A 26,703-nucleotide genomic window follows, 5' to 3' on the forward strand; every position below is an offset into this window, starting at 1 on the left:
CGTGACTCCGCGGCCGTGACGGGGAGGTCGCGCCGCCGGGCCCGCGCCCCCGGCCGTGTGCGCATCGCCGCCGCCGTACGTTCCACCCCGGGCTCCGGCGGGACCGGCTGGTGCGGGTGCCCGGCCGGGGGACACGTCGACGCCCGGTCCCTCGGGGAGGGGCCGGGCGCCGGGAAGTTTGTGGGGGGAGGTGGGGGATCGGTGTGGGGGAGGGTTACAGGCCGTTCACGCGGGCCATGCGGCCCACGCCGAGCGGTCCGAAATCGGTGGCGACGGCGCGTGCCCTGCGGCCGACCCGGGAGTGCTGGCGCCGGACCTGGGCCATGAGGCGGCGGCTGCGCAGGGCCAGTTCCAGCTCGAAACGGGTACGGGGGTCGCGCAGTCCGGGCCCGAAGAGCTTCTCCAGCTGGCGCATGCGGTAGCGGACCGTCTGGGGGTGCACGCTCAGGGCCTTGGCGGCCTCGGGTGCCCCGCCGCCCTCCAGCCAGGCGAGGAGGGTCACTTCGAGGCGCTCGCTCTGGCGGGGGGTCAGGCTGGCGAGCGGCCGCAACCAGCGGGCGGCCAGGGCGTGGGCCAGTGGCTCGTCCTGGAGGAGCAGCAGGGTCGAGAGGTGGTCGTCGACGAAGACCGCCCGCGCTTCCAGGCCGGCGCGGGCAGGGGTGAGGGTGAGCAGCCGCAGGGCCCACCGCAGTGAGGAGGCGGTGTCCCGTACGGCGACGGGGTGGCCGACGGCGGCGACCCGGCCGCGCAGTACGGCCTCCAGGGCGGTGCGCGCCTCGGGCTCGGGGCTGGGGACCAGCAGGCAGGGCTGGGCGCCGGCCAGCCCTGGGAGCCCGTCGTCCAGAGCGGCGGCCAATTGCTGGACTTCCCCGATGGTGGTCATCGCGATGGCCCGGACCGCCGGTGGGAGGGGCCAGTTGGCCGCCGCGGCCAGTTCGGCCAAAGCCAGGTCAGACATGGACATGTCACCCGTAAGGGCGGTGAACAGCTCGCGCCGGGCACGTTCGGTGGCCGGGCCGGGCCCGCTGGTGGGGACGACGGTCAGCGGGGCGGACCGGCCGCGCCGATGTGACGTCACCTGGTCCTCCCGGTCGGAGCCCCGTCCGGGATCGTGACCCGCCCCGCCGTCGCAGCCGGAGCCGGAGTCGGAGTCGGAGCCGGGGCCGGAGCGGGAACCGGGGCGCAGCGGGCCGCGGTCGGCGCCGGCCGGCGCGCGCGCCGGCTCCTGGTCGATGCTCCCGTCCCCCTCCTTCTCCCCTTCCACCGGCCGGTCGTGGTGCGTTGCCGTGGACTCGCGGTAGCCGAGGGTGGTGAGCAGGCCCGCTTCCACCTGCCGTCTGACCACCTCCTCGCCGACGTCCTCCACCAGTTCGGCGAATCCGGGGACACCTTCCCGGAGTTCCTCCACTATTCCGGCGGCCAGCGCGGGTAGTTCCCTTCGTAGGACGCGGGTCCATTCGCCGCGGGGGCGGGACCAGATGCGGTTCAGAAGTTCGCACATTTGTTACCTCGTTCATGCCGGGGTACGGCCTGTCCCGTGGAGGGGTGACCAGCCTCGTGGAAGCTGCCTCCCTCCCCCCGTCGGCGCCAGTGCCGAGAGGGGAGTCCAGCACCTCTACTCCCTCCAGGAGCGTGCCATCCACTTGCAGTCCCGCGACTTTGCCTCGATTTTGCCGACGGGTAGGTGTGGCGGCCGACAAGACGTGAGCCAGGTCGGCACCGCACCGTTGGAAGGGAATCTTCCGGGGGTGTTCGAGCTGATGATGCCGTGGCCGCGAGAAGTTGTCACGATTAGATAAATACTGTGGAGGGATTGCGAACCTCCACGATGCTTCTGCACTCCGGCCCCCGCTCCCGGCCGGCGAGGCATCCATCTCCCGCCCGCCGCGGAGCAGTTCCGACGACTACCCCCGGGCGCCGAGTGCGAGGTGGAGTGCTCGGGCCCGGGCGTATGGGAGAACCCGATGCCCCTGTCCCAGACCCGTACGCCACGCTCTCACCGGGCCCGACGCACCAGACGGCATGCCGGTGCGGCCCCCGCGGAGGCCGGTGGCCGAAGGGCCTTCCGGCGCCCGCCCCTGTTGTCCGCCGCCGGGGGCCCGCACCCCGCCGCCGTCTGCGCCGCGGCCTTCGCCGCCCTGCTCGCCCTGGGCGTCGCGGCCAGGGCGGGCGCGCTGACGCGCCTGTTCGACTTCCTCGACTACGGCGCCGGCGTCCTCTCCCTCGTATCGCTCACCTCCGCCGTGCTGTGGGGACTCGCGGCCACGGACCGTACGTTGTTGACGTCCGGTCACCGGATCCTCGCGCAGGGCGCCCACCGCGGACTCGCCGTCTCCGGGCTCGGCTTCCTGGCCCTGCACGTCTGGGTCAAGATCGCCGAATCGCAGACCGAGGCCGGCGCCGCGTTCGTTCCGTTCACCGACCGGGAACAGCCCGTGCTCATCGGGCTGGGCACCCTCGCCGGTTACCTCTTCGTCTCCGTCGCGGTCTCCGGCGCCGTGCGCAGCGCCTTCGCCACCAAGGGCCGGTCCATGTGGTGGCGGGCCCTGCACATGGGCGCGTACCCGGCCTGGGGGGCCTCGCTGGTGCACGGCCTGAAGGCCGGACGCCCGGCCAGTGCGTGGGTGACCGTGGCCTACGGGCTGTGCCTGGCCGGCGTGGCGGGCGTCCTCTTCCTGCGGATGCGGGCGCGGTTGCGCGCCGCGCCGGCCCGCCCCGCCCCGCAGCCCTCCGCTCCGCAGTCCCCCGGGCAGGCGCCCCCGCGCAACCCGAAGCCCTTCGTGCGCCAGCCCGCCGAGCAGTCCGGGGAGCGGCTCACGGCCCGCCTCGCGAGGCAGTTGGACCGCCGCTCGGGATCCCCCGACGCCGAACGGGAAGCCGTGCGGACCGCGTTCGCCGAGGCCGCCACCACCCGGATCCCGACGTACGTCGAGGCCCCCGCCGGGCAGGCCACCTCCCCACAGCCCCCGTTCACCCCGCCGGTCCCCGCCCAACCGGCCTACACCCCGACCGCTTTCCCGCAGCCGGCCCCCGCCGATCCCGCCTTCGCCCAGCCCGCCTTCGTCCAGAACGCCTTCGGACAGAACGTGTTCGGACAGAACGCGTTCGGGCAGAACGTGTTCGGCCAGTCCGGTCCCGCGCAGCCCGACTTCGGTCAACCCGATTTCGGGCAGCCCGCCTTCGGCCAAACCGCCTTCGCGCAGCCGGGGTTCGTACCCCCGGGGTTCGTACCTTCCGGGTTCGTCCAACCCCCCGCCGCCGCGCCGGGCTTTCCGCCCTCGTTCGCCGGACAGCCCGTCGGTCGGGAGCAGTTCGCCGCGCCCCCCGTCATCCCGCTGCCGGGCATCCTCTCCCAGGGTGCGGACCCGCTCGCCGACACCCTGCTCATACCGACGGGGGCCGTCGGCCCCGTGGTGGCGGCGCGGGCCGCCCCGCCGACAGGGCCCGAACGGGCCCCCTACGCCATGATGTTCGTCCCCGGCGGCCCCACCGCCACGAACGATCGTGCCGGCGCCCCGTTCGACGGCGGGCGGGGGCGCGCATGACCGGCGTCACGCGGCCGGCCCTCGGCTGCGTCGGACAGCCCCGCCTGCTGGCCGGACTCGACACCGCGACGCGCCTCGACCGCGAGGCCCACCTGAGCGTCCACGGCCCGCTGCCCCCGTACCGCTCCGACGAGCTCACGCGACTGGCCGAGCGCATCGACCTGCGGGGTCGCGGCGGAGCGGGCTTCCCCTTCGCCCGCAAGCTCCGGGCCGTCACCCGGACCGCGGCCGCCCGCGAGGGCCGTACCGCCGTCGTCGTCAACGGCAGCGAGGGGGAACCGAGTTGCCTGAAGGACACCGCCCTGCTGCTGCACGTACCCCACCTGGTGCTCGACGGGGCGCTGCTGGCCGCCGCCGCACTCGGAGCGGAGGACGTCGTCGTCGGTGTCACCCGGGACGACGTCGAACAGTCGCTGCGCGCCGCCATCGCCGAACGCGGCCCGGTCGGCAGCCGGGTCCGCGTCGCCCGCCTCCCCGAACGCTTCGTGACGGGCGAGGGGACCTCCCTCATCAACGGCATCGAAGGCGGCCCCGCCCTCCCGTCCGGGCGCAAGGTGCGCACCAGTGACCGGGGCCTCGGCGGCCTGCCCACGCTGCTCTCCAACACCGAGACCTACGCCCAGCTCGCCGTCGCCGCCCGACTCGGCGCCGACGCCTACTGCGAAGTCGGCATTCCCGCGGAACCGGGCACCATCATGCTCACCGTCGGCGGCGCCACCGCCGTCGAGGTGCCGACCGGTACCTCCCTCGCCTACGTACTGGAACTGTGCGGATCGGATCCCGGCCAGGGAGTGCTCGTCGGCGGTTACCACGGCCGGTGGCTGACCCCGGCCGCGGCCCGTTCGGCGGCGCTGTCGCGCCAGTCCCTCGCCGCGTACGACGCGGTCCTCGGCGCCGGCGCGGTCCTCCCGCTGCCCGAGGACACCTGCCCGGCGGGCGAGGTCGCCCGGGTCACCCGCTGGATGGCGGACGAATCCGCGGGACAGTGCGGACCTTGTGTCCGGGGGCTGCCCTCCCTCGCCGACGCCGTGGAGAAGATCGTGGGCGGCGGGGGGAGCGCCGCCCTGGAGGCGGTCGAGGCCCGCATGCGCGCCGTACGCGGCCGCGGCGCGTGCAGCCACCCCGACGGCACCTCCTCGTTCGTCGCGTCCGCGCTCGCCACCTTCCCCGAGGAACTGCGCGACCACGCACTCGGCAGCGGCTGCGGGCGCCGCGTCCTGGGGGCCCTGCCGCTCCCCGCCGACGAGAACCCCGAACGCCTCGTCGTCGACTGGACGCTCTGCAAGGGACACGGACTGTGCGTGGACCTGCTGCCCGAGGTCGTACGGCTGGACGCCGACGGGTACCCGTCGCAGGCCGTCATGCCCGTACCCGGCCGGCTGCGCCCGAAGGCCCTGCGCGCCGTGCGGCGCTGCCCGGCGCTCGCCCTGCGCATCCAGGAATGAGCCCGCTGTGAGCGGGCCCCGCGATATGGAGTTCAGCCGTTAGCGCGATCTGACAAATTCGAGGCCATTCGAATTCGACGGACCCCGTAGGCCCTATGAATGACCGAGGACGCAAAAGCGCCGGGCAGGAACCGAAGGAGTGATCGTGATCAGCAAGCGTCGTGCGATATCTGTCGGATCGGTAGCCGCGGTAATCATGTTCGCGGCGGGCTGCGGGGGCGGTACGAACGCCGCCGGAAATCTGAATTCCGTGCAGCCGGCCGGAGACGGAAAAGCCATCGGCAAGGGGAACGACTCGGCGTACGGCTCGGGCGGGTACGGATCGGACGCCGCGGCCGGGTCGGGTTCCGGGTACGGATCGGAGGCCGGGGGCTCCGCCGCCGAGAAGGCGGGCGCGGCGGGGAAGCTCGCGGTCCGGGCCATCGCCTCGGTGGGCAGCGTGGTCACCGACAGCGCCGGCGCCACCCTCTACCGCTTCGACAAGGACACGCCCGAGCCCCCCAAGTCCTCCTGCGACGGGGACTGCGCCACGGTGTGGCCGCCGGTCCCGGCGGACGACGCCACCGCGTCGGAAGGCATGGAGGCGAGCCTCCTCGGCGAGGTGACCCGCACCGACGGCAGCCGCCAGCTGACCCTCGCCGGCTGGCCCGTCTACCGCTACGCCAAGGACACCAAGCCGGGCGAGGCGAAGGGCGAGGGCGTCGGCGGCACCTGGCACGCGCTGGCGCCGGACGGCAAGAAGGCCATCGACGCCAAGGGCGGCGCGAAGGGCGACAAGGCCGGCGACAAGGCGGGCGACAAGGCGGACGACAAGGCGGACGACAAGGCGGACGACGCCAAGGGAGGCGCGACCGGCGACGCGGCCAAGCCCGGGGCGGGCGGCCAGGGCGGAACGGGCGACGCGAAGCCCGGAGCCGCCGCCGAACTCGCCGTCGCGTCCAACGAAAAGCTCGGCAGGATTCTCGTCGACGGAAAGGGAAACACCCTCTACCGGTTCGACAAGGACAGTGCGTGGCCGATGAAACTCGGCTGCCTCGGAGCCTGCCTCGACACCTGGAAGCCCGCACCGGTCGTGGACAAGACGAAGGTGTCGGGAATTCCCCAGGAATGGATCGGATCGGTGAAGCGGCCCGACGGCAGCATGCAATTGACGATCGACTGCTGGCCCGTCTACACGTTCACCGGTGACACCGCTCCCGGTCAGACGAACGGACACGGCAAGCAGAACCTCTGGTTCGCGGTCAACGACGCCGGCAAGAAGGTCGCGCCCGTCCAGTAGTCCGTTTCGGAGGTGTCCACCCAGCCCGCTCCGGACCCCAGTGAGGCAGACGTGTCCGACCCAGCCCGCATCACAGCCCGCCACCTCCTGCCGTGTGCCGTCGTCCTGCTCGCCTCCCTGCTGTGCGGCGGGTGCGCCGGCCAGCAGGAGAAGGCGGACCGGGGCGCCGCGGCCACCCGCCAGGACGTCCCCGGAAACCTCGGCCCGGTGTCCACGGCCCGCACCGCCACCGTCCAGGAGATCGCCGCGGTCCTCGGCTGCACGGCCGAGGTCACCGTCGACGCGGAGGAGCTCAAGGAGGCCGCGTGCGGGTCGGGGCAGGACTCCTACCGCATGACCACCTTCGCCGCCGACCAGGGCCAGCGCGCGTGGCTCGCGGAATCCGCGATGTACGGCGGCACCTACCTCGTGGGGAACCGCTGGGTCGTCACCGCCGCCTCCGCCGAAGCCCTGGCACCCCTGCGCGAACGCCTCGGCGGAACCGTCGCGAACGGTGCCTCGCACGCCGCGTCCGGACCGGCGGAGGGCCACCCCGGGGAGCACGACGCCAAGGCCCCCGCTGCCGGGGACCAGGGCGCCGAGGCCCCCGCTGCCGAGGGCCACGACACCGGAGGTCACGGCGGGGAGGGTCACGCCGCCGGAGGCCAGGGCTCCGGCTCCGCCCCGGCGGGCCCCGCCGGGCCCTGAGCCCGGTCGGCCCGCGGGGCGCACCCGTACCTCCCACCGGGGTCCTCCTACCGGGACCCCGGTGGGAGTCCTCGGTCCGTGCGGAGCGGTCCGCCGTCCCGGTGGGCGGAACCCCGGCCCCGCCCGGAGACCGGCCCGGTCGAGCGGTACGTCGCGCAATCAACGAGCGGAGCGGTCATGGATCTTGGGGCGTTCTCCGTCCGCCCAGCCGCCGCCCGGGCAGCTTCCTGATCATCGACCCGGACGGCAGTCCGGTCCTGGTGGACCAGCACCGCTGAGCCCGCGTTCCACGCGTCAACGTCGGGTCGGATGTCACTCGGGTGGCTGAATGGCCAATCCGCCGACCGGATGGTGCCGAAGACCCGGTGTGAGGATCAACCGCAGCACCTTCGCCCGCACCGCCCCGGCGGCGCTGAGCGGCCTGCTCTCCGGCTACGCGGCCCTGGCGGTCGCCGAGCTGGTCTCGGCCGCCGTGCGCCCCGAGGCCGGTCCGGTGACGGCGGTGGGCGGCGCGGCCATCGACCGGACCCCGGCAGCGGTCAAGGACTGGGCGATCCGCCAGTTCGGGGCCGCGGACAAGCTGGTCCTGCAACTCGGGATCCTGGTCACCCTCGGCCTCCTCGCGATGGCGCTCGGCCTGCTGGCCCTGCGCCATCGGCGCACCGGCGCCGCCGGGGTGCTGCTGTTCGGCCTGGTCGCAGGCGCGGCGGCCCTGAACCGCCCCGATTCCGCCGGTCCGGCCGATGCCCTGCCCTCCCTGGTGGGGGCCCTGGTCGGCGCCGGACTGCTGTACTTCCTGGTCGGGCGGCTGCCCGCCGTACGGGAGGAGACCGCCGGGGCGGACGGCTGGAGCCGCCGCGGCTTCCTCGTCGCCGCGGGGGCCGCCGCGCTGGCCTCGACGGCGGCGGGCGCCCTCGGGCGCGGGCTGAACTCCTCCCGGGGCCGGGGCGCCGAGGCGTCCCGTGCCGCGGTCCGGCTGCCCGCCCCCGCCTCACCGGCCGCGCCGCTGCCCCGCGGGGTAGCGCTGCGCGTCCCGGGCATCACCCCCTTCACCACCCCCAACGCGGATTTCTACCGGGTCGACACCGCGCTGGTGGTTCCGAAGGTCGACGCCGACACGTGGCGCCTGCGCGTCCACGGAAAGGGCGTGCCACGCCCGCGCACCTACACCTACGCCGACCTGCTGGCCCGTGACCTGATCGAACGCGACATCACCCTGACCTGCGTGTCCAACGAGGTCGGCGGTCCGTACGCGGGCAGCGCCCGCTGGCTCGGCGTCCCGCTCGCCGACCTGCTGCGCGAATGCGGGGTCCGGCCGCCCTCCGACAACGGTCCCGCCGACCAACTCGTCGCCCGCTCGGTCGACGGCATGACCCTGGGCTCGCCCGTCGAGGACGTCATGGACGGCCGGGACGCGATGCTCGCGGTCGGCATGAACGGCGAACCGCTGCCCTTCACCCACGGGTTCCCCGTGCGGATGCTCGTCCCGGGACTGTACGGGTACGTCTCCGCCTGCAAGTGGATCGAGGACCTCGAACTCACCACCTTCGACGCCTACGACCCCTACTGGGTCAAGCGGAAGTGGGCCCGCAAGGCGCCCATCAAGACGCAGGCCCGCATCGACACCCCCAAACCCTTCGCCCGGCCCGCATCCGGGACCGTCACCATCGCCGGCGTCGCATGGGCCCAGCACCGCGGCATCCGGCACGTCGAGGTCCGGATCGACGACGGCCCCTGGCAGTACGCCGACCTCGCCGCGCAGGCCGGCACCGATACCTGGCGCCAGTGGTCCCACCCCTGGAAGGCCACGCCCGGCGGCCACACGCTCACCGTCCGCGCCACCGACGGCACGGGCGCGGTCCAGACCGAGGAACGCGCGCGGACCATCCCCGACGGCGCCAGCGGATGGCACTCGGTCGTCGTCAGTGTCGCCTGAGTCCGGCCACCGCCCCTGACCACCCGTCCCCGTCCGCCCCTCCCGATTCCTTCCCTCCCCGTCCTTTCCCTTCCAGACCGTTCCTTTCCGATCGTGAAAGTCCATAGGAGAACCGTGATGAACACCCGTCAGTTCCGTCGTACCGCCGTTGCCGTCACCGCGGCCGCAGTCCTTCCCTTCGCCCTCGCCGCCTGCTCGGAGTCCGGCAAGGACTCCGCCGCCGGTCCGGCCGCGGACACCACCGCCTCCCAGGCGGCCACTCCGGAGGCCTCCGCCGCCGCGGACGGCCCCTTCGGCCCGGCCTGTGCCGGCGTGCCGAAGGACGGCGCGGGCAGCTTCGACGGCATGGCCAAGGACCCCGTCGCCACCGCCGCCTCGAACAACCCGGCCCTGTCCACGCTGGTCGCGGCCGTCAAGCAGGCCGGACTCGTCGACACCCTGAACAACGCGAAGGACATCACCGTCTTCGCGCCCACCAACGACGCGTTCGCCAAGATCCCGAAGGCCGACCTCGACAAGGTCCTCGCCGACAAGGCCACCCTCACCAAGATCCTCACCTACCACGTCGTGGGCCAGAAGCTGGCTCCCCGCCAGCTGGAGAACGGCTCCTTCGACACCCTGGAGACCGGCAAGATCACCACGGCGGGCTCCGGTGAGTCCTACAAGGTCAACGGCAGCTCCGCGGTCGTCTGCGGCAACGTGCCCACGGCCAACGCGACCGTCTACATCGTCGACACCGTCCTGATGCCGAAGTAGCGCGGGCGGTACGCGAGCGCCCACCGCGGCGCGCCCGTACGGACGCTGCGTGGCCCCGGGGAACGGGCCGCGCAGCGTCCTGCGTACGGTTCCGAGGCGTCGGGCGATCGCGGCCCCGAGCCGTCAGGCGATCCGGTCGGTGGGCCTTCCGGCGGCCTGGGCCGCCGCGTGGAGGGAACGCAGGGCGAGCAGGAGCACGCCCACGTCGTCGAGGTAGACCGGGTCGGGGATCAGGTCGACCGGGGAGATGGTGTAGACGACCGCGACCCAGAACAGGGCCTTGTCGCGCAGCGGGATCCCGGCGTCCAACAGCAGCTTCCGGGCCGCGAACACCCGTACCAGCAGTACCGCGGCCGCGATCGCCAGGGCGACGGCGAGTACCGCCGCGATGACCAGCCAGACTTTTCCGTCCATGGGATCCCCTTACCCGCTCAGGCGCCTTGTTCCCGCAACCGGCGGCCGACTTCCCCCAGTCCGGCCGAGAGCGCGTCGAGCTGCTCGGGGGTCAGGACGTCGACGAGGATCTCCCGGACCGTGGTCACGTGCCCGGGGGCCGCCTCCTCCAGCCGGGCCAGCCCCGTGTCGGTGAGGACGGCGAAGACCCCGCGGACGTCGGAGGGGCAGCTGCGGCGCCGGACCAGCCCGGCCTTCTCCATCTGGGTCACCTGGTAGGTGAGCCCGCTCTTGGAGTTGATCAGTCCGTTCGCGAGTTCGGTCATGCGCAGCTCGCGGCCGGGCGCGGCGGCGAGGCGGACGAGGATCTCGTACTGCGGGTGCGACAACCCGGAGTCGTCCTTGAGCTGCTGGTCGAGGCGCCGGTTCACCAGGGCCGATGCCGCCAGGAAGCCGTTCCAGGCCCGCATCTCGCGCTCGTCCAGCCATCTCGTCCCGTCCATGGTTCAAGCCTACACGGGTTGTTCCAATTTGAATCAGTAGCTAGGGTCGGGGCAGCCGGTTCGAATTTGAACAACCCGTGTCGGGCCGGCCCGACCGGAAGGAACCCCCCATGACCAGCGCCTCCGCCACCTCGACGAAGGCCCCGGCCACCGCACCGGCCGCTCACCCGACCGCCGCCCTCCCCGCGGCCGTCACCGCACCCCAGGACGCCGGACTGCTGCTCCTGCGCCTCGTCCTCGGCCTGACCATCGCGGCCCACGGCACCCAGAAGCTCTTCGGCTGGTTCGGCGGCGGCGGACTCAGCGGCACCGGCGGGTTCTTCACCTCCGTCGGCTACCCGGCGGGCGACGCAATGGCCGTCCTTGCCGGCCTCACCGAGACCCTGGGCGGCCTCGGTCTCGCCGCGGGCCTGCTCACCCCGCTGGCCGGAGCGGCCGTCACCGGCACGATGATCAACGCCATCGCCGTCCACGGCACCGGCTCCTTCTTCGCGCCCAAGGGGATGGAGTACGAGCTGATCCTGGCCGTGGCCGCCGCCGCCCTCACCCTCACCGGTCCCGGCCGCCTCGCCGTCGACCGCGTCCTGCCCGTGGCCGCGCTGCGCTCCCACGGCCTGAAGCAGGGCGCGTTCGCCCTCGCCCTGGGCGTCGTCCTCGCGGCGGTGACACTCCTCGTGCGCAACTGATCGGTCGGGCTGATTGGCCCCGGGAAATTGGGGGAACAGCGGATGAATGACGCACCCCACACAGGCGATCGAAGACTACGCACTCATCGGCGACCTCATGACCAGCGGACTGGTCGGTCGCGACGGGTCCATCGACTGGCTGTGCCTGCCCCGCTTCGACTCCGCCGCGTGCTTCGCCGCCCTCCTCGGTGACCAGGAGAACGGCCACTGGCGCATCGCCCCGACCGGCGCCGCCGACGGAGAACCGTGCACGCGCCGCGCCTACGTCGACAGTTCCCTCATCCTGGAGTCCTACTGGGAGACGTCCGACGGCACGGTCAAGGTCATCGACTTCATGCCGCAGCGCGACACCGCACCCGACGTGATGCGGATCGTCGAGGGCGTAACCGGCCGGGTCACCCTCCACAGCACGCTGCGCCTGCGGTTCGACTACGGCCACGTCGTCCCCTGGGTCCGGCGCAGCGAGGGTGACCGGGTCGCCGTCGCCGGTCCCGACTCGGCCTGGTTCCGCAGCGAGCCGCCCGTCCGCACGTGGGGCGAGGAGAACAGCACCTGCTCGGAGTTCACCGTCGACGCGGGGGAGAAGGTCGCCTTCGTGCTGACCTGGCACCCCTCGCACGAGCCGCGCCCGGAGCCCGTGGACCCGTACGCGGCGCTGGAACAGAGCCTCGCCGACTGGCGGGCGTGGTCCTCGCAGTGCCACTACGAGGGCCCCTACAAGGAGGCCGTCACCCGCTCCTTGATCACCCTCAAGGGCCTGACGTACGCGCCGACGGGCGGCATCGTCGCCGCCGCCACGACCTCCCTGCCGGAAGAGCTCGGCGGGGTCCGCAACTGGGACTACCGCTACTGCTGGCTCCGCGACTCCACGCTCACCCTCGGCGCCCTCCTCGCCACCGGGTTCCTCGACGAGGCCCGCGCCTGGCGGGCCTGGCTGCTGCGGGCCGCGGCGGGCGACCCGGCCGACCTCCAGATCATGTACGGGATCGCCGGCGAGCGACGGATCCCCGAGACCGACCTGCCGTGGCTGCGCGGGTACGCCTCCTCCGCGCCCGTGCGCGTCGGCAACGCCGCGGTGGACCAGCTCCAACTCGACGTGTACGGCGAGGTCATCGACTCCCTCCACCTCGCCCGGTCCTCCGGACTCCCCGCCGAGCGGCACGCCTGGCGGATCCAGCTCGCCCTCCTCGACTTCCTGGAGAAGAACTGGCGCCGCCCAGACGAGGGCCTCTGGGAGGTGCGCGGCCCCCGCCGCCATTTCGTGCACTCCAAGGTCATGGCCTGGGTCGCCGCCGACCGGGCGGTCCGCACCATCGAACGCGACCCCGGGATCCCGGGCGACGTGGAGCGTTGGCGGGCCATAAGGGACGAGGTCCACGCCGACGTGTGCGAGCACGGCTACGACGCCGAGCGGGGCACCTTCACCCAGTACTACGGCTCGCGCGAGCTCGACGCTGCGACCCTGCTCATCCCCCGGGTCGGCTTCCTGCCGCCCGACGACCCGCGCGTGATCGGCACCGTCGACGCGGTCCGGGCGGAGCTGGGCGGCAACGGCCTGGTCCGCCGCTACACCACCGAGGGCCCGTCCGTCGACGGGCTGCCCGGTGACGAAGGGGCCTTCCTGGCCTGCTCGTTCTGGTTGGTCGACGCCCTGCACATGACGGGCCGCGGCAAGGAGGCCCGCGAACTGTTCGAACGACTCCTGGAAGTACGCAACGACGTCGGCCTGCTGGCCGAGGAGTACGACCCCGTCGCCGGACGCCAACTCGGCAACTTCCCGCAGGCGTTCAGCCACGTCGGCCTCGTCAACAGCGCCCTGACCCTGGCCGGGAGGGACGTGGCGCAGTGACCCGGCAGCGCTGACTCCGGACGCGGCCGCCCCGGGGCGGACCGGCGAACCAGGGCGTCCGACCCGGCCGTCCGCCCCCCGGGCCCCGCTCCGCCCGGCGTCAAGAGCCCCGAACGGGGGAGGCGCCCCTGATACCGGGGGCCCATGCGGCGGGCCCCGGGATCGTTCCCCCGGACGATGGGCGGCCCCCGGCGACTCGGAAGAATCGAGGCACAAGGTCGAACGGCGGCCCCGCGAAGGGCCGCCCGTACTCGGGGAGATCCTGTGCTTTCACACCACGGCCGGCGCGGCCGGTTACGCGCCACCACCGCCGCCACCGGCATCGCCCTGGCCCTCCTGGCCGGAACGGCCGGAACGGCGGCGGCGGTTCCCGCCGCGGGGACCGACGACCCCGCGGCCGTGTCCCGACACAACGGCCTCGACCGGCGGGCGCTGGCCCAGCGGCTCGACGCGGTCCACGCGGCCGGCATGTACGGCGCGTACGCGTCGGTGCGCGACGGCCGGGCCCGGTGGACCGGCGCCACCGGCCTCGCGGACGTCGACACGGGCCGCCGCACGGCCCCCGACATGCGCCACAGGGTCGGCAGCGTCACCAAGTCCTTCACCGCCGTCGCCGTCCTCCAGCAGAGCGCCGCCGGGCGCATCCGGCTCGACTCCCCCGTCGGCGACCACGTGCCCGAACTCGTGCCCGGCGAACGCGGCCGGAAGATCACCGTGCGGATGCTGCTCAACCACACCAGTGGCATCGCGGACTACATCGCGGAGGCCTTCCCGTCGGTGAAGCAGGGGTCACCGAGCAGCCTGGAGGAGTTCCGCCACCGCACCATCTCCCCGGCCACCCTGGCCGGGTACGGGGTCAACCTCCCGCAGCTGTTCGAACCGGGAACGTCATGGTCGTACTCGAACACCAACTACATCCTGCTCGGCGAGGTGCTCCGCAAGGTCACCGGACAGGACCCGGAACGCGTCATCACCCGCGACGTCATCCGCCGCGCCGGGCTGCGCGACACCTGGTTCCCCGGGACCGACCCGCGGATCAGGGGCCCGCACTCACGGATGTACGAGGGATTCGGCGGCGTCCTCACCCCGCCGCGCGACTTCGGCGAGTACAACATGACCATGGCGGGCACGGCCGGCGCGCTCATCTCGACCACCCAGGACCTCAACACCTTCTACCGGACCCTGCTCCAGGGCGGTCTGCTGCCGGCCGCGCAACTGCGGGAGATGCGCACGACCGTCCCCTACCACGACGAGAACGGCACCGTCCTGCTGCGCTACGGACTCGGCATCTACAGCCTGGACACCCCCTGCGGCCCCGTCTGGGGACACGACGGCGGCGTCTTCGGCGCCACCACCACGGCGATGTCCACCGCCGACGGCGAACGGCAGTACGCGGCGGGCTTCAACCTGACGGGCTACCAGCGCACCGATCCCGACGGCAATCCCGTACCGCACCCCGTGGACGCGGCCCAGGCCGCCCTGTTCGACCAGGCCCTGTGCGGCGGCACCGCGCCCACGGCGCGCACCGACGCCCCCCGGGTCCTCCCGCGCCTGCCCGACGCCCTGACCGCCCCGACCGCCACGGACGCCGCGACCCGGCCGGCGGCTTCCGGTCAGCGCGCGGAGTAGGCGCCCCGGCCTACGCGGTTCCCGTGCGTGAGGCGAGGAGGAGCGCGATGTCGTCGGGCCGGTCGGCGGTGCTGCCGGCCTCGCCGACCAGCCGGTCGGCCATCTCCGTCAGCGGGGACGGCCGGGCGGCGGCCAGGGCCGCCCGCAACCGTTCCACGCCCGCGTCGATGTCCGTGCCCGGTGTCTCCACCAGCCCGTCCGTGTACAGCGCGAGCACCGCGCCCGGCTCCAGCCGCAGCTCGGTCACCGGATAGTCCCCGCCGGCGTCGATCCCGAGGACCACCCCGCCCGGCAGGTCCAGCACCTCCGTACGGCCGTCGGCGTGACGCAGCAACGGCTGGGGGTGGCCGGCTCGGACGGCCAGGGCGCGGCCGGTTTCCGGGTCGAGCAGGACGTAGCAGCAGCTGGCGAACTGTCCGGGGTCCAGATCGATCAGCAGTTGGTTGGTGCCCCGCATCACCTCCTCCGGCGTGTTGCCGCTGAGCGCGAAGGCCCGTACGGCGCTGCGCAGCTGGCCCATGGTCGCGGCGGCGGACACCCCGTGGCCCTGGACGTCCCCGATGACCAGGGCCAGCAGGCCCGCGCCGGTGATGATGACGTCGTACCAGTCGCCGCCCACGTCCATGCCGTCGGTCCCGGGCAGGTACCGGGCCACGGTGGCCACGTTCCCCAGTACCGGCAGCCGGTGCGGCAGCAGGGCCGCCTGGAGCCCGCGGGCCAGCGCCGCCTCGTTGTCGTAGCGCCGGGCCCGCTCCAGGGCCTGGGCGATCAGACCGGCCAGCGCGGTGAGGACCGTACGCTCCTCGGGGCTGAAGCCGCGCGGCGCGTCGAAGCCGAGGATGCAGGAGCCCACCGGCCGGCCGGAGGCGATCAGCGGGAGGAACGCGCGGGCCCCGACGTCCGCGTCCAGCGGGATCCCCGGGTAGGCCTCGGCCAGGTGCTGCATCGACTCGAAGAACATCGGCCGGCCGGAGGTCAGGGTCTCCACCCCGGGCAGCCGTGCGTCGAGGGAGACCCCGTCGAAGCGGTCGAGGAAGCCGGAGGGGAAGCCGGTTTCCCAGGCGAGGTACAGGTGCCGCTCGTCCAGGAGGTAGATGGCCAGCTGGCGGCCGCCGAACGCGGGCAGCAGCTCGTCGGTGACCACGGCCGACACCTGGCGCGCGGTGACGGCCTCGGTCAGGGCGATGGCGAGGGCCACCGGCCGGTACAGGGCCGCGGCGCGGTCTGCCGGCGAACCCAGCCCGGAGCCGGGACTGGTCACCGACCCCGGCGCGTAGGCCGGTTTCTCGGCGGCGCCGATGGTCACCGTCACCCCGCCGGGCCCCGGGAGCAGGCCCACCGACAGCCAGTCCTGCTCGGGATCGGCCGTGCGCCGGGCGGCGAAGTGGACCGGCTCGCCGGACATGAACACGGCCCTGAGGTGGTCCTCGTAGGCGGGGTGCCCCAGCCAGGGCAGCGCCTCCCACAGGAGCCGGCCCCGCAGCAGGGTCTCGCCCACGCCGAGCAGCTCCTGGGCGGCGGTGTTGGCGAAGCCGATCCGGCCCTGCCGGTCCACGGACAGGACCGCCTGCGCGAGGTGGTCCAGTGCCTCCCGGGCGTCCCCGGGAGGCATGGGTGACGGCAGGCAGATCGGGTCGGTGTTCCAGGAGATCCGCTCGCCGCGGGCCGCCAGCGCGGCCAGGTCCCAGGCCAGCCGATCGGCGGCCCTGCGCAGCCGGTCCCGGTCCTCCGTCCCGACCGGCACCCCGGGGGTCGCCGGGCGCATCACCAGCAGCACTCCGAACCGCTCGGGCCCGGCGGTGACGGGCTCGTAGAGGGAGGCGAACGTGAAGGGCAGGCCGGCCATCAGTTGGGGGAACCGCCGCATCGACGCCTCGCCGTCGTGCAGGTGCACCGACTGGCCGGAGCGGTAGGACTCGGCGACCGGGTACGGCCGGTTCACATGCATCCGCCACCAGGGCCGGAACAGCCGGCCCGGCAGTCCGGCGAGCACGGCCATCCGCAGCAGGCCCTCGCTGTCCGAGCGCAGGTACACCCCACCCGCGAACCCGCCCAGGTCCTTCACGGCGCCGACGGTGGCACGCGCGAGCACCCCGGCCGTGGCGTCGGAGGCTGGGCCGCCGCTGTCCGGTCTCGCCGTCACACAGTCAGCATGCGCCCTCGCCGCCGGGCACTGCATCCCGGCGGCGCGCCGCCGCACCCGCCCCGTACGCCTTACCGACTGACCCGAACGCCTCCCCCGTCCGAGGGACGCACCCGCCGGCGCGGCCGTCACCCGGGCCTGCGGCGGGGAGGCATGCCGGCATGCACCAGCCGTACGACACCCTCGCGCACCCCGCGCCCGGCGCGGCCTTCTCGGCGGCCGACGCCTTCACGCTCCGCACGGCCCTCGACGCCCTCGGCGGGGTCCGGGACCTCGACACCCTCGACGTCGCCTGCGGCCACGGCGGCTCCGCCGGGCTGCTGATGAGCGGCGGAGCACGGCGGACCGTCGGCGTCGACAACTGCCCCGACCGCGTCCGGCTGGCCCGGGAGCGGCACGGCGCGGGCGCCCCGGGCACCGTGGAGTACGTCGTCGCCGACGCGGCCTCCATGCCGCAACTCGGCCCCTTCGACCTCGCCACCGCCGTCTACCTGTTCAGCCACGCCCCCGACCGGACCGCCCTGCACGCGATGTTCCGGGGAATCCGGGCCAACCTGCGGCCCGGCGGCCGGCTGCTCTCCCTCGTCCGCAACCCCGGCGCCTTCCCGCGCGTGGACTGGTCCCCGTACGGGATGCGCATCCTCGACCGGGTAGCGGACGGCGACGCGCCGGCGCTGCTCAAGGCGCAGTTCCTGACCGAACCGCCGCTGCACTTCGAGTACCGGGAATGGGCGCACGCCGACTTCGCCGAAGCCGCCGTCGACGCCGGCTTCACCACCGTCGGCTGGCACCCCAGCCGCACCCCGCCCGCCGACGCCTCCCGCGACGAGGCCTACTGGACGGCCTACCGCGCCTGGCCGGTCAGCTCCCTGATGACCTGCACGGCCTGACGCGGCGGCCGTCCGGTGCTGCCGGCGGCCCCGCGCCGGCCGGGGTCCCGCCGGCACCGATTCAAGGAGAGCCGTCCGTGGCCGACAGCCGCACCAGTTCCACGATCCGGTCCCGGGCCGCACGGCCCTCCGGGACCGGCATGAGGGGGTAGCCGTGCGGCAGGCCGGGCTCCTCGTGCCACTCCACGTCCACCCCGACCTCGCGGGCGCGGCGCAGCAGCTCCCGGCTGTCGGTCGTCAGCACGTCACGGGTGCCGGTGAACACCGTCATCGGCGCGAGCCCCGAGAAGGAGCCGTGCAACGGGCTCACCCGGGGATCGTCGGCGGCGAGGACACCCGCGTACAGCCGGCCGGCCTCCACCAGACCCGGCCGGGCCAGCATCGGGTCGCCCGCCTCGATCGCGGCCTGGCCCGGATGGCTCATCGTCAGGTCCAGCCAGGGGGAGATCAGCACGATCCGGGACGGCTGCGCACCGGTGCGCTCCCGCAACCGCTGCGCGGCGGCCAGGGCCAGCCCGGCGCCCGCGGAATCCCCGATCAGCACCGTCCCGCCCGCGCCGCCGTCCTCGATCAGACCGCTCAGCAGGTCGGCGGCCACCGGGACCGTCCGGTCGGCGGTGCCGCGCGGGGCGAGGATGTACGCCGGTACGACGACCCGGGCCCGCGCCCGGGTGACCAGGGTGCGGATCATCGACCAGTGGGGCCGGACCAGCTCGTTGATGTACGCGCCGCCGTGCACGTACAGCACCCGCGTCACGGGCTCCTCCCCGCGCGGGGACACGTCGTACACGGGCCAGGCCCCGACGAAGGTCCGCGAGACCTCGGCGACCCGGCCCAGCGACCGCGGCGGCAGGTGCGACGACGGCCGGCGGGAGGATTGCGCCACCCGGGCCCGTACCGCTTCCGCGCTGGCGAACCGTCTTCGCCGCCCCGTCGCGATCAGCGCGGCCGAAAGCGCCCTGCTGCGCAGACTCGGCACGCCCCTCACCTCCCCTTTTCCCCTGCCCCGGGCCCCGGTCCCGGGCCCCTGCCCCGTCACCTGAGGAGCATAGGCGTGAAGCTGCGCTGTCGACCCGCTTAAGAAAGTCTCGATGGACTGATCACCGTCCGAATCGGCACATTGGTGCACGTCAACGACGCCACCCGGGCCCCACCGGCCCCGGCGCCCCCTTCCGCATGCCTGGAGCCACCCCATGAAGGCACTCGTCAAGCACAAGGCCGAGCCCGGGCTGTGGCTGATGGACGTTCCCGAGCCCGAGTACGGCCCCGGCGACGTGCTGATCAAGGTGCTGCGGACCGGCATCTGCGGGACGGACCTGCACATCCGCGCGTGGGACGGCTGGGCGCAGGGCGCGGTCCGGACCCCGCTGGTCCTCGGCCACGAGTTCGTCGGCGAGGTCGCGGCCCTGGGCGCGGACGTCCGCGACATCGAGGTCGGCGCCCTGGTCAGCGGCGAGGGCCACCTGGTGTGCGGGCGGTGCCGCAACTGTCTGGCCGGCCGTCGCCACCTGTGCCGCAGCACGATCGGTCTCGGCGTCGGGCGCGACGGAGCCTTCGCGGAGTACGTCGTCCTGCCCGCGCAGAACGTGTGGGTCCACCGCACGGCCGTCGACCTGGACGTGGCGGCCATCTTCGACCCGTTCGGCAACGCCGTGCACACCGCGCTGTCCTTCCCGCTGGTCGGCGAGGACGTCCTGATCACCGGCGCCGGCCCGATCGGCATCATGGCGGCGGCCGTGGCCCGGCACGCCGGCGCGCGCAACGTGGTCATCACCGACGTCAGCCCGGAGCGGCTGGAGATCGCCCGCAAGGCGGGCGCCACGCTCGCGGTGAACGTCGCCGAGTCCTCCATCGCCGACGCCCAGGCACAGCTGGGTCTGCGCGAGGGCTTCGACATCGGCCTGGAGATGTCGGGCCGCGCCGAGGCCATGCGCGACATGATCGACAACATGACGCACGGCGGCCGCATCGCCATGCTGGGCCTGCCGGCGCAGGAGTTCGCCGTCGACTGGGCCAAGGTCGTCACCTCGATGATCACCATCAAGGGGATCTACGGCCGCGAGATGTTCGAGACCTGGTACGCGATGACCGTGCTGCTGGAGGGCGGGCTCGACCTGTCCCCGGTCATCACCGGCCGCTACTCGCACCGCGACTTCGAAGCCGCCTTCGACGAGGCCGCCACCGCCCGCAGCGGCAAGATCATCCTGGACTGGACGGCGTAGCGCCGGACCGGCCCCCCGAGACCATCTCCCTCCGGCCGGGCCCCGCACACCCTCCCCCCTCCGCGGGGCCCGGCCCCCCTTCGCCGCACAAGGAGCACCGCACATGTTCGAGTCCGTCCGCGACGACCTGCGCACCACCCTCGACGAGATCCGCGCCGCGGGCCTGCACAAGCCCGAGCGTGTCATCGGCACCCCGCAGAACGCCGCCGTCGCCGTGACCGCGGGCGGCGCCCCGGGCGAGGTCCTCAACTTCTGCGCCAACAACTACCTCGGTCTCGCGGACCACCCCGAGGTCGTCGCCGCCGCGAAGGACGCACTGGACCGCTGGGGCTACGGCATGGCCTCCGTCCGCTTCATCTGCGGCACCCAGGAGGTGCACAAGGAGCTGGAGGCGCGGCTGTCCGCCTTCCTCGGCCAGGAGGACACGATCCTCTACTCCTCCTGCTTCGACGCCAACGGCGGCGTCTTCGAGACCCTGCTCGGAGCCGAGGACGCGGTCATCTCCGACGCCCTCAACCACGCCTCGATCATCGACGGCATCCGCCTGTCCAAGGCCCGCCGCTTCCGCTACGCCAACCGCGACCTCGGCGAGCTCGAAGCCCGCCTGAAGGAAGCCACCGAGGGCGGCGCCCGCCGCAAGCTCGTCGTCACCGACGGCGTCTTCTCCATGGACGGCTACGTCGCCCCCCTCGCCGAGATCTGCGACCTCGCCGAGCGGTACGACGCCATGGTCATGGTCGACGACTCGCACGCCGTCGGCTTCGTCGGCCCCGGCGGCCGCGGCACCCCCGAGCTCCACGGCGTCATGGACCGCGTCGACATCATCACCGGCACCCTCGGCAAGGCCCTCGGCGGAGCCTCCGGCGGTTATGTTGCCGCCCGCGCCGAGATCGTCGAGCTGCTGCGCCAGCGCTCGCGCCCGTACCTCTTCTCCAACTCCCTCGCCCCGGTCATCGCGGCGGCCTCCCTCAAGGTCCTCGACCTGCTGGAGTCGGCCGGTGACCTGCGCGAGCACCTCGCCGCGAACACCGCGCTGTTCCGTTCGCGGATGACGGAGGCGGGCTTCGAGATCCTGCCCGGCGACCACGCCATCGCCCCCGTCATGATCGGCGACGCGGCCGAGGCGGCGAAGATGGCGGAGCTGCTGCTGGAGCGCGGCGTGTACGTGATCGGCTTCTCCTACCCGGTCGTCCCGCTGGGCGCGGCCCGCATCCGCGTCCAGCTCTCGGCGGCCCACTCGACGGCCGACGTGGAGCGCGCGGTGGCCGCCTTCGTGGACGCCCGCGCGGCTCTCGTCGCTGATCGGGGCTGACATCATGGGGGCGTGATCGACCCCCGCCGGCTGCGCATCCTGCGGGCCGTGGCGGACCACCGTACGGTGACCGCCGCGGCCGCAGCCCTCTACCTCACCCCGTCCGCCGTCTCCCAGCAGCTCGCCGCGCTGGAACAGGAGACCGGACACGTCCTGCTCACCCGAAGCGGCCGGGGCGTACGGCTCACCGCCGCCGGGGAGATCCTGCTGGGGCACGCCCACGAGGTGCTGGCCCAGCTGGAGCGCGCCGAGGCCGAACTCGCCGCGTACGCGGGCGGCGCGGCGGGCGAGGTCACCGTCGCCGCGTTCGCGACGGGCATCGCCGAGGTCCTGGCCCCCGCCATCGCCCGGCTTGGGCGGGAACACCCGGGCATCAGGCTCCGCGTCCGGGACGCCGAGGGCGACCAGAGCCTGCCGATGCTGCTCGACGGGGAGGCGGACGTCGCCCTGGCCGTCGAGTACCGGGGAGGACCCGGCGCCGACGACGCCCGGTTGTCCGTCCTCCCGCTGTACGCCGAACCCTTCGACGCGGTCCTGCCCGCCGGGCACCCCCTCGCCGACCTGCCCACCGTGGCGCTGGCGGACCTCTCCGACGCCGACTGGGTGGGGCAGCACCCGGGCAACCCCTGCTACGACGTGACCCTGCTGGCCTGCGAACTGGCGGGCTTCCAGCCCCGGTTCGTGCACTCCTCCGACGACTTCCGCGCCGTCACCGCCCTGGTGGGGGCCGGGGCCGGGGTGGCCCTCGTCCCACGTTCGGCGCTGCGCGGCATGGACCTCAAGGAGGCCCGCGTGCTGCCCGTCGCCGGGCCCGCCGCCACCCGCCGGGTCTTCGCCGCCACCCGGCGCGGCGCCGAGTCCCACCCGCTGATCGCCCCGGTGCTCGCCGCCCTGGTCCGCGAGGCGGAGCGGCTGCCGGCGCACTGACCGACCCCGGGTCGACGGCAGGGACCGCACCGCCGGCGACGCCGACGGGGCGGCGGTGCGGACCGGTCGCACGGCCCGCCCCGAGCGGATCCGGGCCCCGGCGCCGGCGACCCCGTCACGCCACGGCCGTCACTCGGACTCCGTCAGGGTGTGGAACGCCTCGCGCCGTACGTCGGGGCGCGGGTGCCGGCGCAGCGCGCGCAGCAGTACCCGCCACTCCTCGGGCCAGCTCAACACGGTGCCCATCCCGGCCACGAGGGCGGCGGCCAGCAGGCCCGCGCCGACCCGGCCGTCCCGGGCCAGCCGGTCGGCGACCGTCAGCAGGGACGCGGCACGCGCCGGCAGCACGCGGTGTCCCCAGTGGGGCCGCAGCCGCCCCGCCACCTGCCCCGCGACGACCACGCCGGCGTCCTCCAGGGCCCCCGCCAGGTCCTCCAGGCGGCGCGCGAGGTCATAGGGTTCGGCATGGAGGTCCACCAGGGATCGCAGCAGGTCCGCGCGTTCCGGGGCGAGCAGCGGATGCCCCGCCAACTGCCCGGCGAGCGCCTCCGGCAGCTCGGGCCCGCTTTCGTGCACGGCGGACGTGTACACCAGCGAGCGCAGTCGCTGCAGAGCCGGCAGGTCGCGGTCGCCGGTGGCGTCGAGGCCGCCGACGGGGCCGTCCAGCGAGACCAGCAACTCGGCGACCGCGCCGTGCAGCACGCTGCCCGGGGCCCCGCCGCCCAGCGGGTGCGGCAACGTCGAGGAGGCCAGGTCGCGCAGCACCGAGGCCACGCCCGCCCAGTGCGCCCGCCGGTCGAGGTCGCAGACCGTACGGGAGAGGCGTTCGGCCAGTCCGGGGGCGTGCGCGGCCCAGTCACCCAGGCTCCGGATCGAAGAATGGCCCCAGAAGCCGCTCGCGGTGTGGCTCAGCACGGCGTCGTACAGCGAGTCGACGAGCCCGGCCCAGCGGGCGCGGTGCTCCCGCGGCAGCTGTCGGGGGCCGACCGCCACCAGGGCGGCGACCACGGCGGGATCGCCCTCGCGGGCGGCCTCGTCGAGCAGCTGCCACGCCTCCGGGACACCGAGCAGCACGGGCAGGGCCCGCACGACGGCGGAGCGGACGTCCGGGTGACGGTCGGGAGCCCGGAACGCGTGCGCCAGCAGGGCCGCGGCGCGCCGCGGGGGCAGGTGCAGGGCCGCGAGACGGACCGCCTCCTTCCTGGAGGTCACCTTCGCGGGCTGCTCGCCGGTCAGCAACGGTCCCAACAGCAGGGCCAGTTCGGAGGGGGCGGTGTGGTCGGCGGCGCGCGCCGCCGCGTACACGGCGACCCTGGCCCGGTCGGTGCCGGCCCGCTCCAGCAGGACCGCCACGGCCTCCCGTGGTCGGTCGGTCCGGGGCAGGGCGCCGAGCGCGGCCTCGGCGAGGACCACGTCCGGGGCTTCCGTGTGGGCCATCACGGACGCGTACCCCAGCCCCGGGACCGGGGCGGCGGCCCGGATCGCCGCGGCACGGGCGGCGAGGGGGAGGGAGACGTCCGCGGCCGCCGCGGCGGCGATCCGTACGGCCGCCGCCTGCTGGCGGGGCAGCCACCGGCCGCTGTGGTCGAGGTCCGGGAGCGGGGGCGGGGAACCGGGCAGCAGGAACCGGCCCTGGGGCGGCGCGTCGTCGAGCAGCGCGTCCAGCAGGTCCGTGCGCGACCGGGACACGACGTCCAGTACGGGAGGCAGGACGACCGCCGAGGGTTCCAGGGCGATGATGGCGGCCACCCGTGGTCCGCGGGTCCCGGGCTCGTCCAGCCGCAGTTCCACCGCTGCCCGGAAGGTGGCGTCATCCCCCCGCTCCAGCGCGGTGACCAGCATGTCCTGAAGGTCGGGCATCCGTCGGGCCCGGGGCCCGAGGGCGCGGGCCAGGCCCAGCAGCAGGCGGAAGTCGGCCCGCGCGGCAGCGCCTTCGAGCCAGGGGCGCAGGGCGTCGAACACCTGGTGTTCCTGGCCGCGGCGCAGGACCCGGTACAAGGGGCCGAAGGAGGGGACGCCCTCCAGGCCCGTGATCCGGCCCAGGGTGTCCAGAGCCCAGGACGACAGCGCCGTGTCGGGGCCGAGCGCGTGCTCGACGAGCACGCGCTCGGCGAGCGTGCGCAGGGCCGTCCGGCTCCGATCCGAGCCGTCCGGAGCCTCCAGGGCGTCGGTGGCGATCCGCTCCAGCGCCGCCACGTCATCGGCGTGGAGCACGCGGGGCGCCTCCGCGGCCAGAGCCCGGAGCGCGGCGAGCCGCACGGGGTCCCGGTCGTTGCGCAGGCGCCGCGTCGCCTCCAGCATCTCGGCGACCGCCGCGCGGCCGCCGTCGCGGGTGGCTCCCGCGACCAGCAGCGGCCAGGCGGTCTCCCGGTCGTCGGCGTCGGAACGCACGACGGCGGCGAGCAGGGCGGTCCGCGACCGGGTGAACGGGCCGTGCCCGAGCACGTCCAGGTCCTCCCACCAGCACTCCTCGGCAGGGTCGAACTCGGCTTCGGCCAGCCGTACGGCGGCCCACCGCTGTTCTCGGGGCAGCAGGGCGAGCACGTCCACGTGCGGCCACGTACCCGGCGCGCCGGCGGTGACCTCCGCGTGGAAGGCCTGCCGAGAGCCGGGGGGCAGGGCCTTCAGGAGCGCCGTGTAGTGCCGGTCGCGGTGTCCCCAGTGGCGGCCCAGCGCGGGCAGGGAAACGGGAGCGGCCCGGACCAGCCGGTGCGTCACCCGCGGCGGCGGCACCCGTTCGTAGCGCTCCGCCCGGCGGTCGGGGGAGGTGATCCAGCGGACGACGCGGTCGGCGTCGACGTCGATCAGGGCGCCCAACCCGTCGTACAGCGGGTGCGGCAGGGCGGCGGGCCCGTACCGCTCCAGCAGGTCCAGCACCCTGGTGGGGCGCTGGGGCGCCAGGGCCGAGACCGCCGTGGCGTGCACCCGCCACCACGTGTCCCGCTCGTGGCCGGGAGACCGCTCCGCCAGGGCGGTCCCGAAGTGGTCCAGCACCGCGTCGGGATGACGGCGGGCGAAGCCCGGCCAGCCGTCCACTGCGTGCGCGAGGGAGGGCAGGTGCCGGGCCACGAAGGGCGCCGAGCAGGCCGGCAGCAGCCGTGCCGCCTCGGCGTCCCCCCATTCGCCGCGGAGCCTCTCGACCAGTCGCTCGGTGAGCGCGGTCCGGCCGCCGCGGAGCAGCAGCCGGGCCAGCCGCTGCCGCACGGCGGTCGGGGCGTCCTCGTACGCGGCCTCGATCGCTCCGTCCGGGACGGGCAGGCGCCGGGCCGCGCGCAGGGCGTACGAGGCGACGCACCGGTCGGGGTCGGCCAGGCGCGCGGCGAGGAAGTCGGTGTCCCGCCCGGCGAAGGCCGCGAGTGCGGCGAGCCGCCGCTCGTACGGCCCGAGCGCGTCCAACTCGGCGAGCAGAGGGCCGAGTTCTCCCGCGGTGGCGAGCCGGTGGGCGGTCTGCGCGGTGAGGGTGAGGCGCGCGGGGAAGGGCAGCGGTTCGAGTACGGAGAGCAGCTGCTCCGCGGTGGTGGGCATCCGGAGATTGTGCCCGGGGCGATCCGTATGCGCGATCGATTATGGGGGTGCCGGGTGCCGGGTGCCGGGTGCCCGGCACCGCCGCCGGAGCGCGGGGCGTCCGGGTGGGGCGTGCCGGTCGGCCTCGGGTCCCCGAGGTCAGACGCGGACCACCTGGACCCCCGCCGCTTCGAACTCCGCGGCGACCCCGGCCGGGAGCCCGGTGTCCGTCACCAGGACGTCCACGGCGGCGGTCGGGCAGATGCGGGCGAACGCGCGGACCCCGAGCTTCGAGGAGTCCGCCGCGACGATCACGCGGCGGGCCCGCTCGCAGAGCAGGTGGTTCACCGCCGCCTCGTCCTCGTGCCGGGTGGCCGCCCCGTCCGTCGGGTCGAAGGCGTCGACCCCGAGCACCGCCGTGTCGACGGTGAGCTGACCGAGCGTCTGCTGGGCGAGCGGGCCCGTGAGTTCGTACGACTGGGGGCGGGCCACCCCGCCCGTCAGCACGATCTTGAACTGGGGTCGGATGACCAGCTCGCCCGCGATGTTCAGGGCGTTGGTGACCACGGTGAGCGCGGGGGAGCCCGTGGCCAGGTCGGGGCGGGCCGCCAGCGCGCGGGCCACCTCCGTCGTCGTGGTGCCGCCGGTCAGGCCGACGACCTCGCCCGGTGCGACCAGGGCGGCGACCGCCTCGCTGATCCGCTGCTTCTCGGGGGCCCGGCGGGAGGTCCGGTAGCGCAGGGGGAGTTCGTACGACACCCCGTGCGGCACCGCCCCGCCGCGCGTGCGGACCAGCAACTGCTGCTCGGCGAGCTGGTCCAGGTCGCGCCGGATCGTCGCGGCGGACACGCCGAGCGCCTCGGCGGCCGGCTCCACCTCCAGCCCGCCCCGCTCCACCAGCAGGTCCAGCAGTCTTTGCCAGCGTTCCTTGCGGGTCATGGCGCCCTCCCGAGTTCTCCCCTGGCCGCCGCTTCGGCCCAGTCGTCGAGATTAACCC

Annotated in this window: 20 protein-coding genes; 13 read left to right on the top strand and 7 right to left on the bottom strand. The window is 74.3% G+C overall.

Going from position 1 to position 26,703, the window contains the following annotated elements; genetic code table 11:
• Positions 1–214 precede the first annotated feature (214 nt).
• Complete coding sequence (locus NOD94_RS22070) at positions 215–1,501, bottom strand: PucR family transcriptional regulator (protein ID WP_281207765.1); 1,287 nt, start codon at positions 1,499–1,501, stop codon at positions 215–217.
• 580 nt (positions 1,502–2,081) lie between these two features.
• Here NOD94_RS22070 and NOD94_RS22075 point away from each other — a divergent pair.
• The 6 genes from NOD94_RS22075 to NOD94_RS22100 all read left to right on the top strand — a co-directional run bounded on the left by NOD94_RS22075 (position 2,082) and on the right by NOD94_RS22100 (position 9,648).
• A complete protein-coding gene (locus NOD94_RS22075) occupies positions 2,082–3,545 on the top strand; it encodes a hypothetical protein (RefSeq protein WP_281207766.1) in 1,464 nt (487 codons plus the stop codon).
• Positions 3,542–4,990 (top strand): NADH-quinone oxidoreductase subunit NuoF family protein, encoded by a 1,449-nt coding sequence (locus NOD94_RS22080; protein WP_281207767.1) that lies wholly within the window; start codon positions 3,542–3,544, stop codon positions 4,988–4,990. The genes NOD94_RS22075 and NOD94_RS22080 overlap by 4 nt, the downstream gene beginning before the upstream one ends.
• A 145-nt stretch (positions 4,991–5,135) precedes the next feature.
• Positions 5,136–6,269: a hypothetical protein gene (locus tag NOD94_RS22085; protein WP_348652345.1), complete on the top strand. Its 1,134-nt coding sequence runs from the start codon at positions 5,136–5,138 to the stop codon at positions 6,267–6,269.
• Between the two features lie 51 nt (positions 6,270–6,320).
• Entirely contained in the window at positions 6,321–6,956 is a 636-nt protein-coding gene (locus NOD94_RS22090) for a hypothetical protein (RefSeq protein WP_281207768.1), read from the top strand.
• Between the two features lie 367 nt (positions 6,957–7,323).
• Positions 7,324–8,892, top strand: coding sequence for a molybdopterin-dependent oxidoreductase (locus tag NOD94_RS22095; RefSeq protein ID WP_281207769.1), 1,569 nt, complete (start codon positions 7,324–7,326; stop codon positions 8,890–8,892).
• A gap of 117 nt (positions 8,893–9,009) precedes the next feature.
• On the top strand, positions 9,010–9,648 hold the full coding sequence (locus NOD94_RS22100; protein ID WP_281207770.1) for a fasciclin domain-containing protein: 639 nt from the start codon (positions 9,010–9,012) through the stop codon (positions 9,646–9,648).
• A 123-nt stretch (positions 9,649–9,771) separates the two neighbouring features.
• Here the strand turns inward: NOD94_RS22100 and NOD94_RS22105 are convergent, their stop codons facing one another.
• Both NOD94_RS22105 and NOD94_RS22110 read right to left on the bottom strand, forming a co-directional pair.
• Complete coding sequence (locus NOD94_RS22105; protein ID WP_281207771.1) at positions 9,772–10,062, bottom strand: YkvA family protein; 291 nt, start codon at positions 10,060–10,062, stop codon at positions 9,772–9,774.
• Between the two features lie 17 nt (positions 10,063–10,079).
• Positions 10,080–10,544 carry a MarR family transcriptional regulator gene (locus NOD94_RS22110; protein WP_281207772.1) on the bottom strand — a complete coding sequence of 155 codons (465 nt, stop codon included), beginning with the start codon at positions 10,542–10,544 and terminating at the stop codon, positions 10,080–10,082.
• Positions 10,545–10,654: 110 nt separating this feature from the next.
• On the opposite strand from NOD94_RS22110, the gene NOD94_RS22115 reads away from it, so the two are divergent.
• The 3 genes from NOD94_RS22115 to NOD94_RS22125 all read left to right on the top strand — a co-directional run bounded on the left by NOD94_RS22115 (position 10,655) and on the right by NOD94_RS22125 (position 14,708).
• Positions 10,655–11,230 carry a DoxX family membrane protein gene (locus NOD94_RS22115; protein WP_281207773.1) on the top strand — a complete coding sequence of 192 codons (576 nt, stop codon included), beginning with the start codon at positions 10,655–10,657 and terminating at the stop codon, positions 11,228–11,230.
• Between the two features lie 46 nt (positions 11,231–11,276).
• The gene (locus tag NOD94_RS22120; protein WP_281207774.1) at positions 11,277–13,079 is read left to right on the top strand and encodes a glycoside hydrolase family 15 protein; all 1,803 of its coding nucleotides are present in this window, start codon (positions 11,277–11,279) and stop codon (positions 13,077–13,079) included.
• A gap of 264 nt (positions 13,080–13,343) precedes the next feature.
• Complete coding sequence (locus NOD94_RS22125) at positions 13,344–14,708, top strand: serine hydrolase domain-containing protein (protein ID WP_281207775.1); 1,365 nt, start codon at positions 13,344–13,346, stop codon at positions 14,706–14,708.
• 10 nt (positions 14,709–14,718) lie between these two features.
• Here the strand turns inward: NOD94_RS22125 and NOD94_RS22130 are convergent, their stop codons facing one another.
• Complete coding sequence (locus NOD94_RS22130) at positions 14,719–16,887, bottom strand: SpoIIE family protein phosphatase (protein WP_281207800.1); 2,169 nt, start codon at positions 16,885–16,887, stop codon at positions 14,719–14,721.
• A 125-nt stretch (positions 16,888–17,012) separates the two neighbouring features.
• Here NOD94_RS22130 and NOD94_RS22135 point away from each other — a divergent pair, with 125 nt between their 5' ends.
• A complete protein-coding gene (locus tag NOD94_RS22135; RefSeq protein WP_281207776.1) occupies positions 17,013–17,741 on the top strand; it encodes a class I SAM-dependent methyltransferase in 729 nt (242 codons plus the stop codon).
• Between the two features lie 61 nt (positions 17,742–17,802).
• Here NOD94_RS22135 and NOD94_RS22140 read toward each other — a convergent pair whose 3' ends face one another.
• Positions 17,803–18,720, bottom strand: coding sequence for an alpha/beta hydrolase (locus NOD94_RS22140; RefSeq protein ID WP_281207777.1), 918 nt, complete (start codon positions 18,718–18,720; stop codon positions 17,803–17,805).
• Between the two features lie 214 nt (positions 18,721–18,934).
• Here NOD94_RS22140 and tdh point away from each other — a divergent pair, with 214 nt between their 5' ends.
• The 3 genes from tdh (at position 18,935) to NOD94_RS22155 (ending at position 22,202) form a co-directional block, all read left to right on the top strand.
• A complete protein-coding gene (gene tdh, locus NOD94_RS22145) occupies positions 18,935–19,963 on the top strand; it encodes an L-threonine 3-dehydrogenase (protein WP_281207778.1) in 1,029 nt (342 codons plus the stop codon).
• Between the two features lie 103 nt (positions 19,964–20,066).
• Positions 20,067–21,275 carry a glycine C-acetyltransferase gene (locus NOD94_RS22150; protein ID WP_281207779.1) on the top strand — a complete coding sequence of 403 codons (1,209 nt, stop codon included), beginning with the start codon at positions 20,067–20,069 and terminating at the stop codon, positions 21,273–21,275.
• A 12-nt stretch (positions 21,276–21,287) separates the two neighbouring features.
• Positions 21,288–22,202, top strand: coding sequence for a LysR family transcriptional regulator (locus NOD94_RS22155; RefSeq protein WP_281207780.1), 915 nt, complete (start codon positions 21,288–21,290; stop codon positions 22,200–22,202).
• 129 nt (positions 22,203–22,331) lie between these two features.
• On the opposite strand, the gene NOD94_RS22160 is transcribed toward NOD94_RS22155, so the two are convergent.
• Both NOD94_RS22160 and NOD94_RS22165 read right to left on the bottom strand, forming a co-directional pair.
• A complete protein-coding gene (locus NOD94_RS22160; protein ID WP_281207781.1) occupies positions 22,332–25,727 on the bottom strand; it encodes a hypothetical protein in 3,396 nt (1,131 codons plus the stop codon).
• Positions 25,728–25,865: 138 nt separating this feature from the next.
• Entirely contained in the window at positions 25,866–26,645 is a 780-nt protein-coding gene (locus NOD94_RS22165) for a DeoR/GlpR family DNA-binding transcription regulator (protein ID WP_281207782.1), read from the bottom strand.
• Positions 26,646–26,703: the final 58 nt, after the last annotated feature.

Source organism: Streptomyces sp. Isolate_45, assembly GCF_024721315.2.
Taxonomy (GTDB): domain Bacteria; phylum Actinomycetota; class Actinomycetes; order Streptomycetales; family Streptomycetaceae; genus Streptomyces.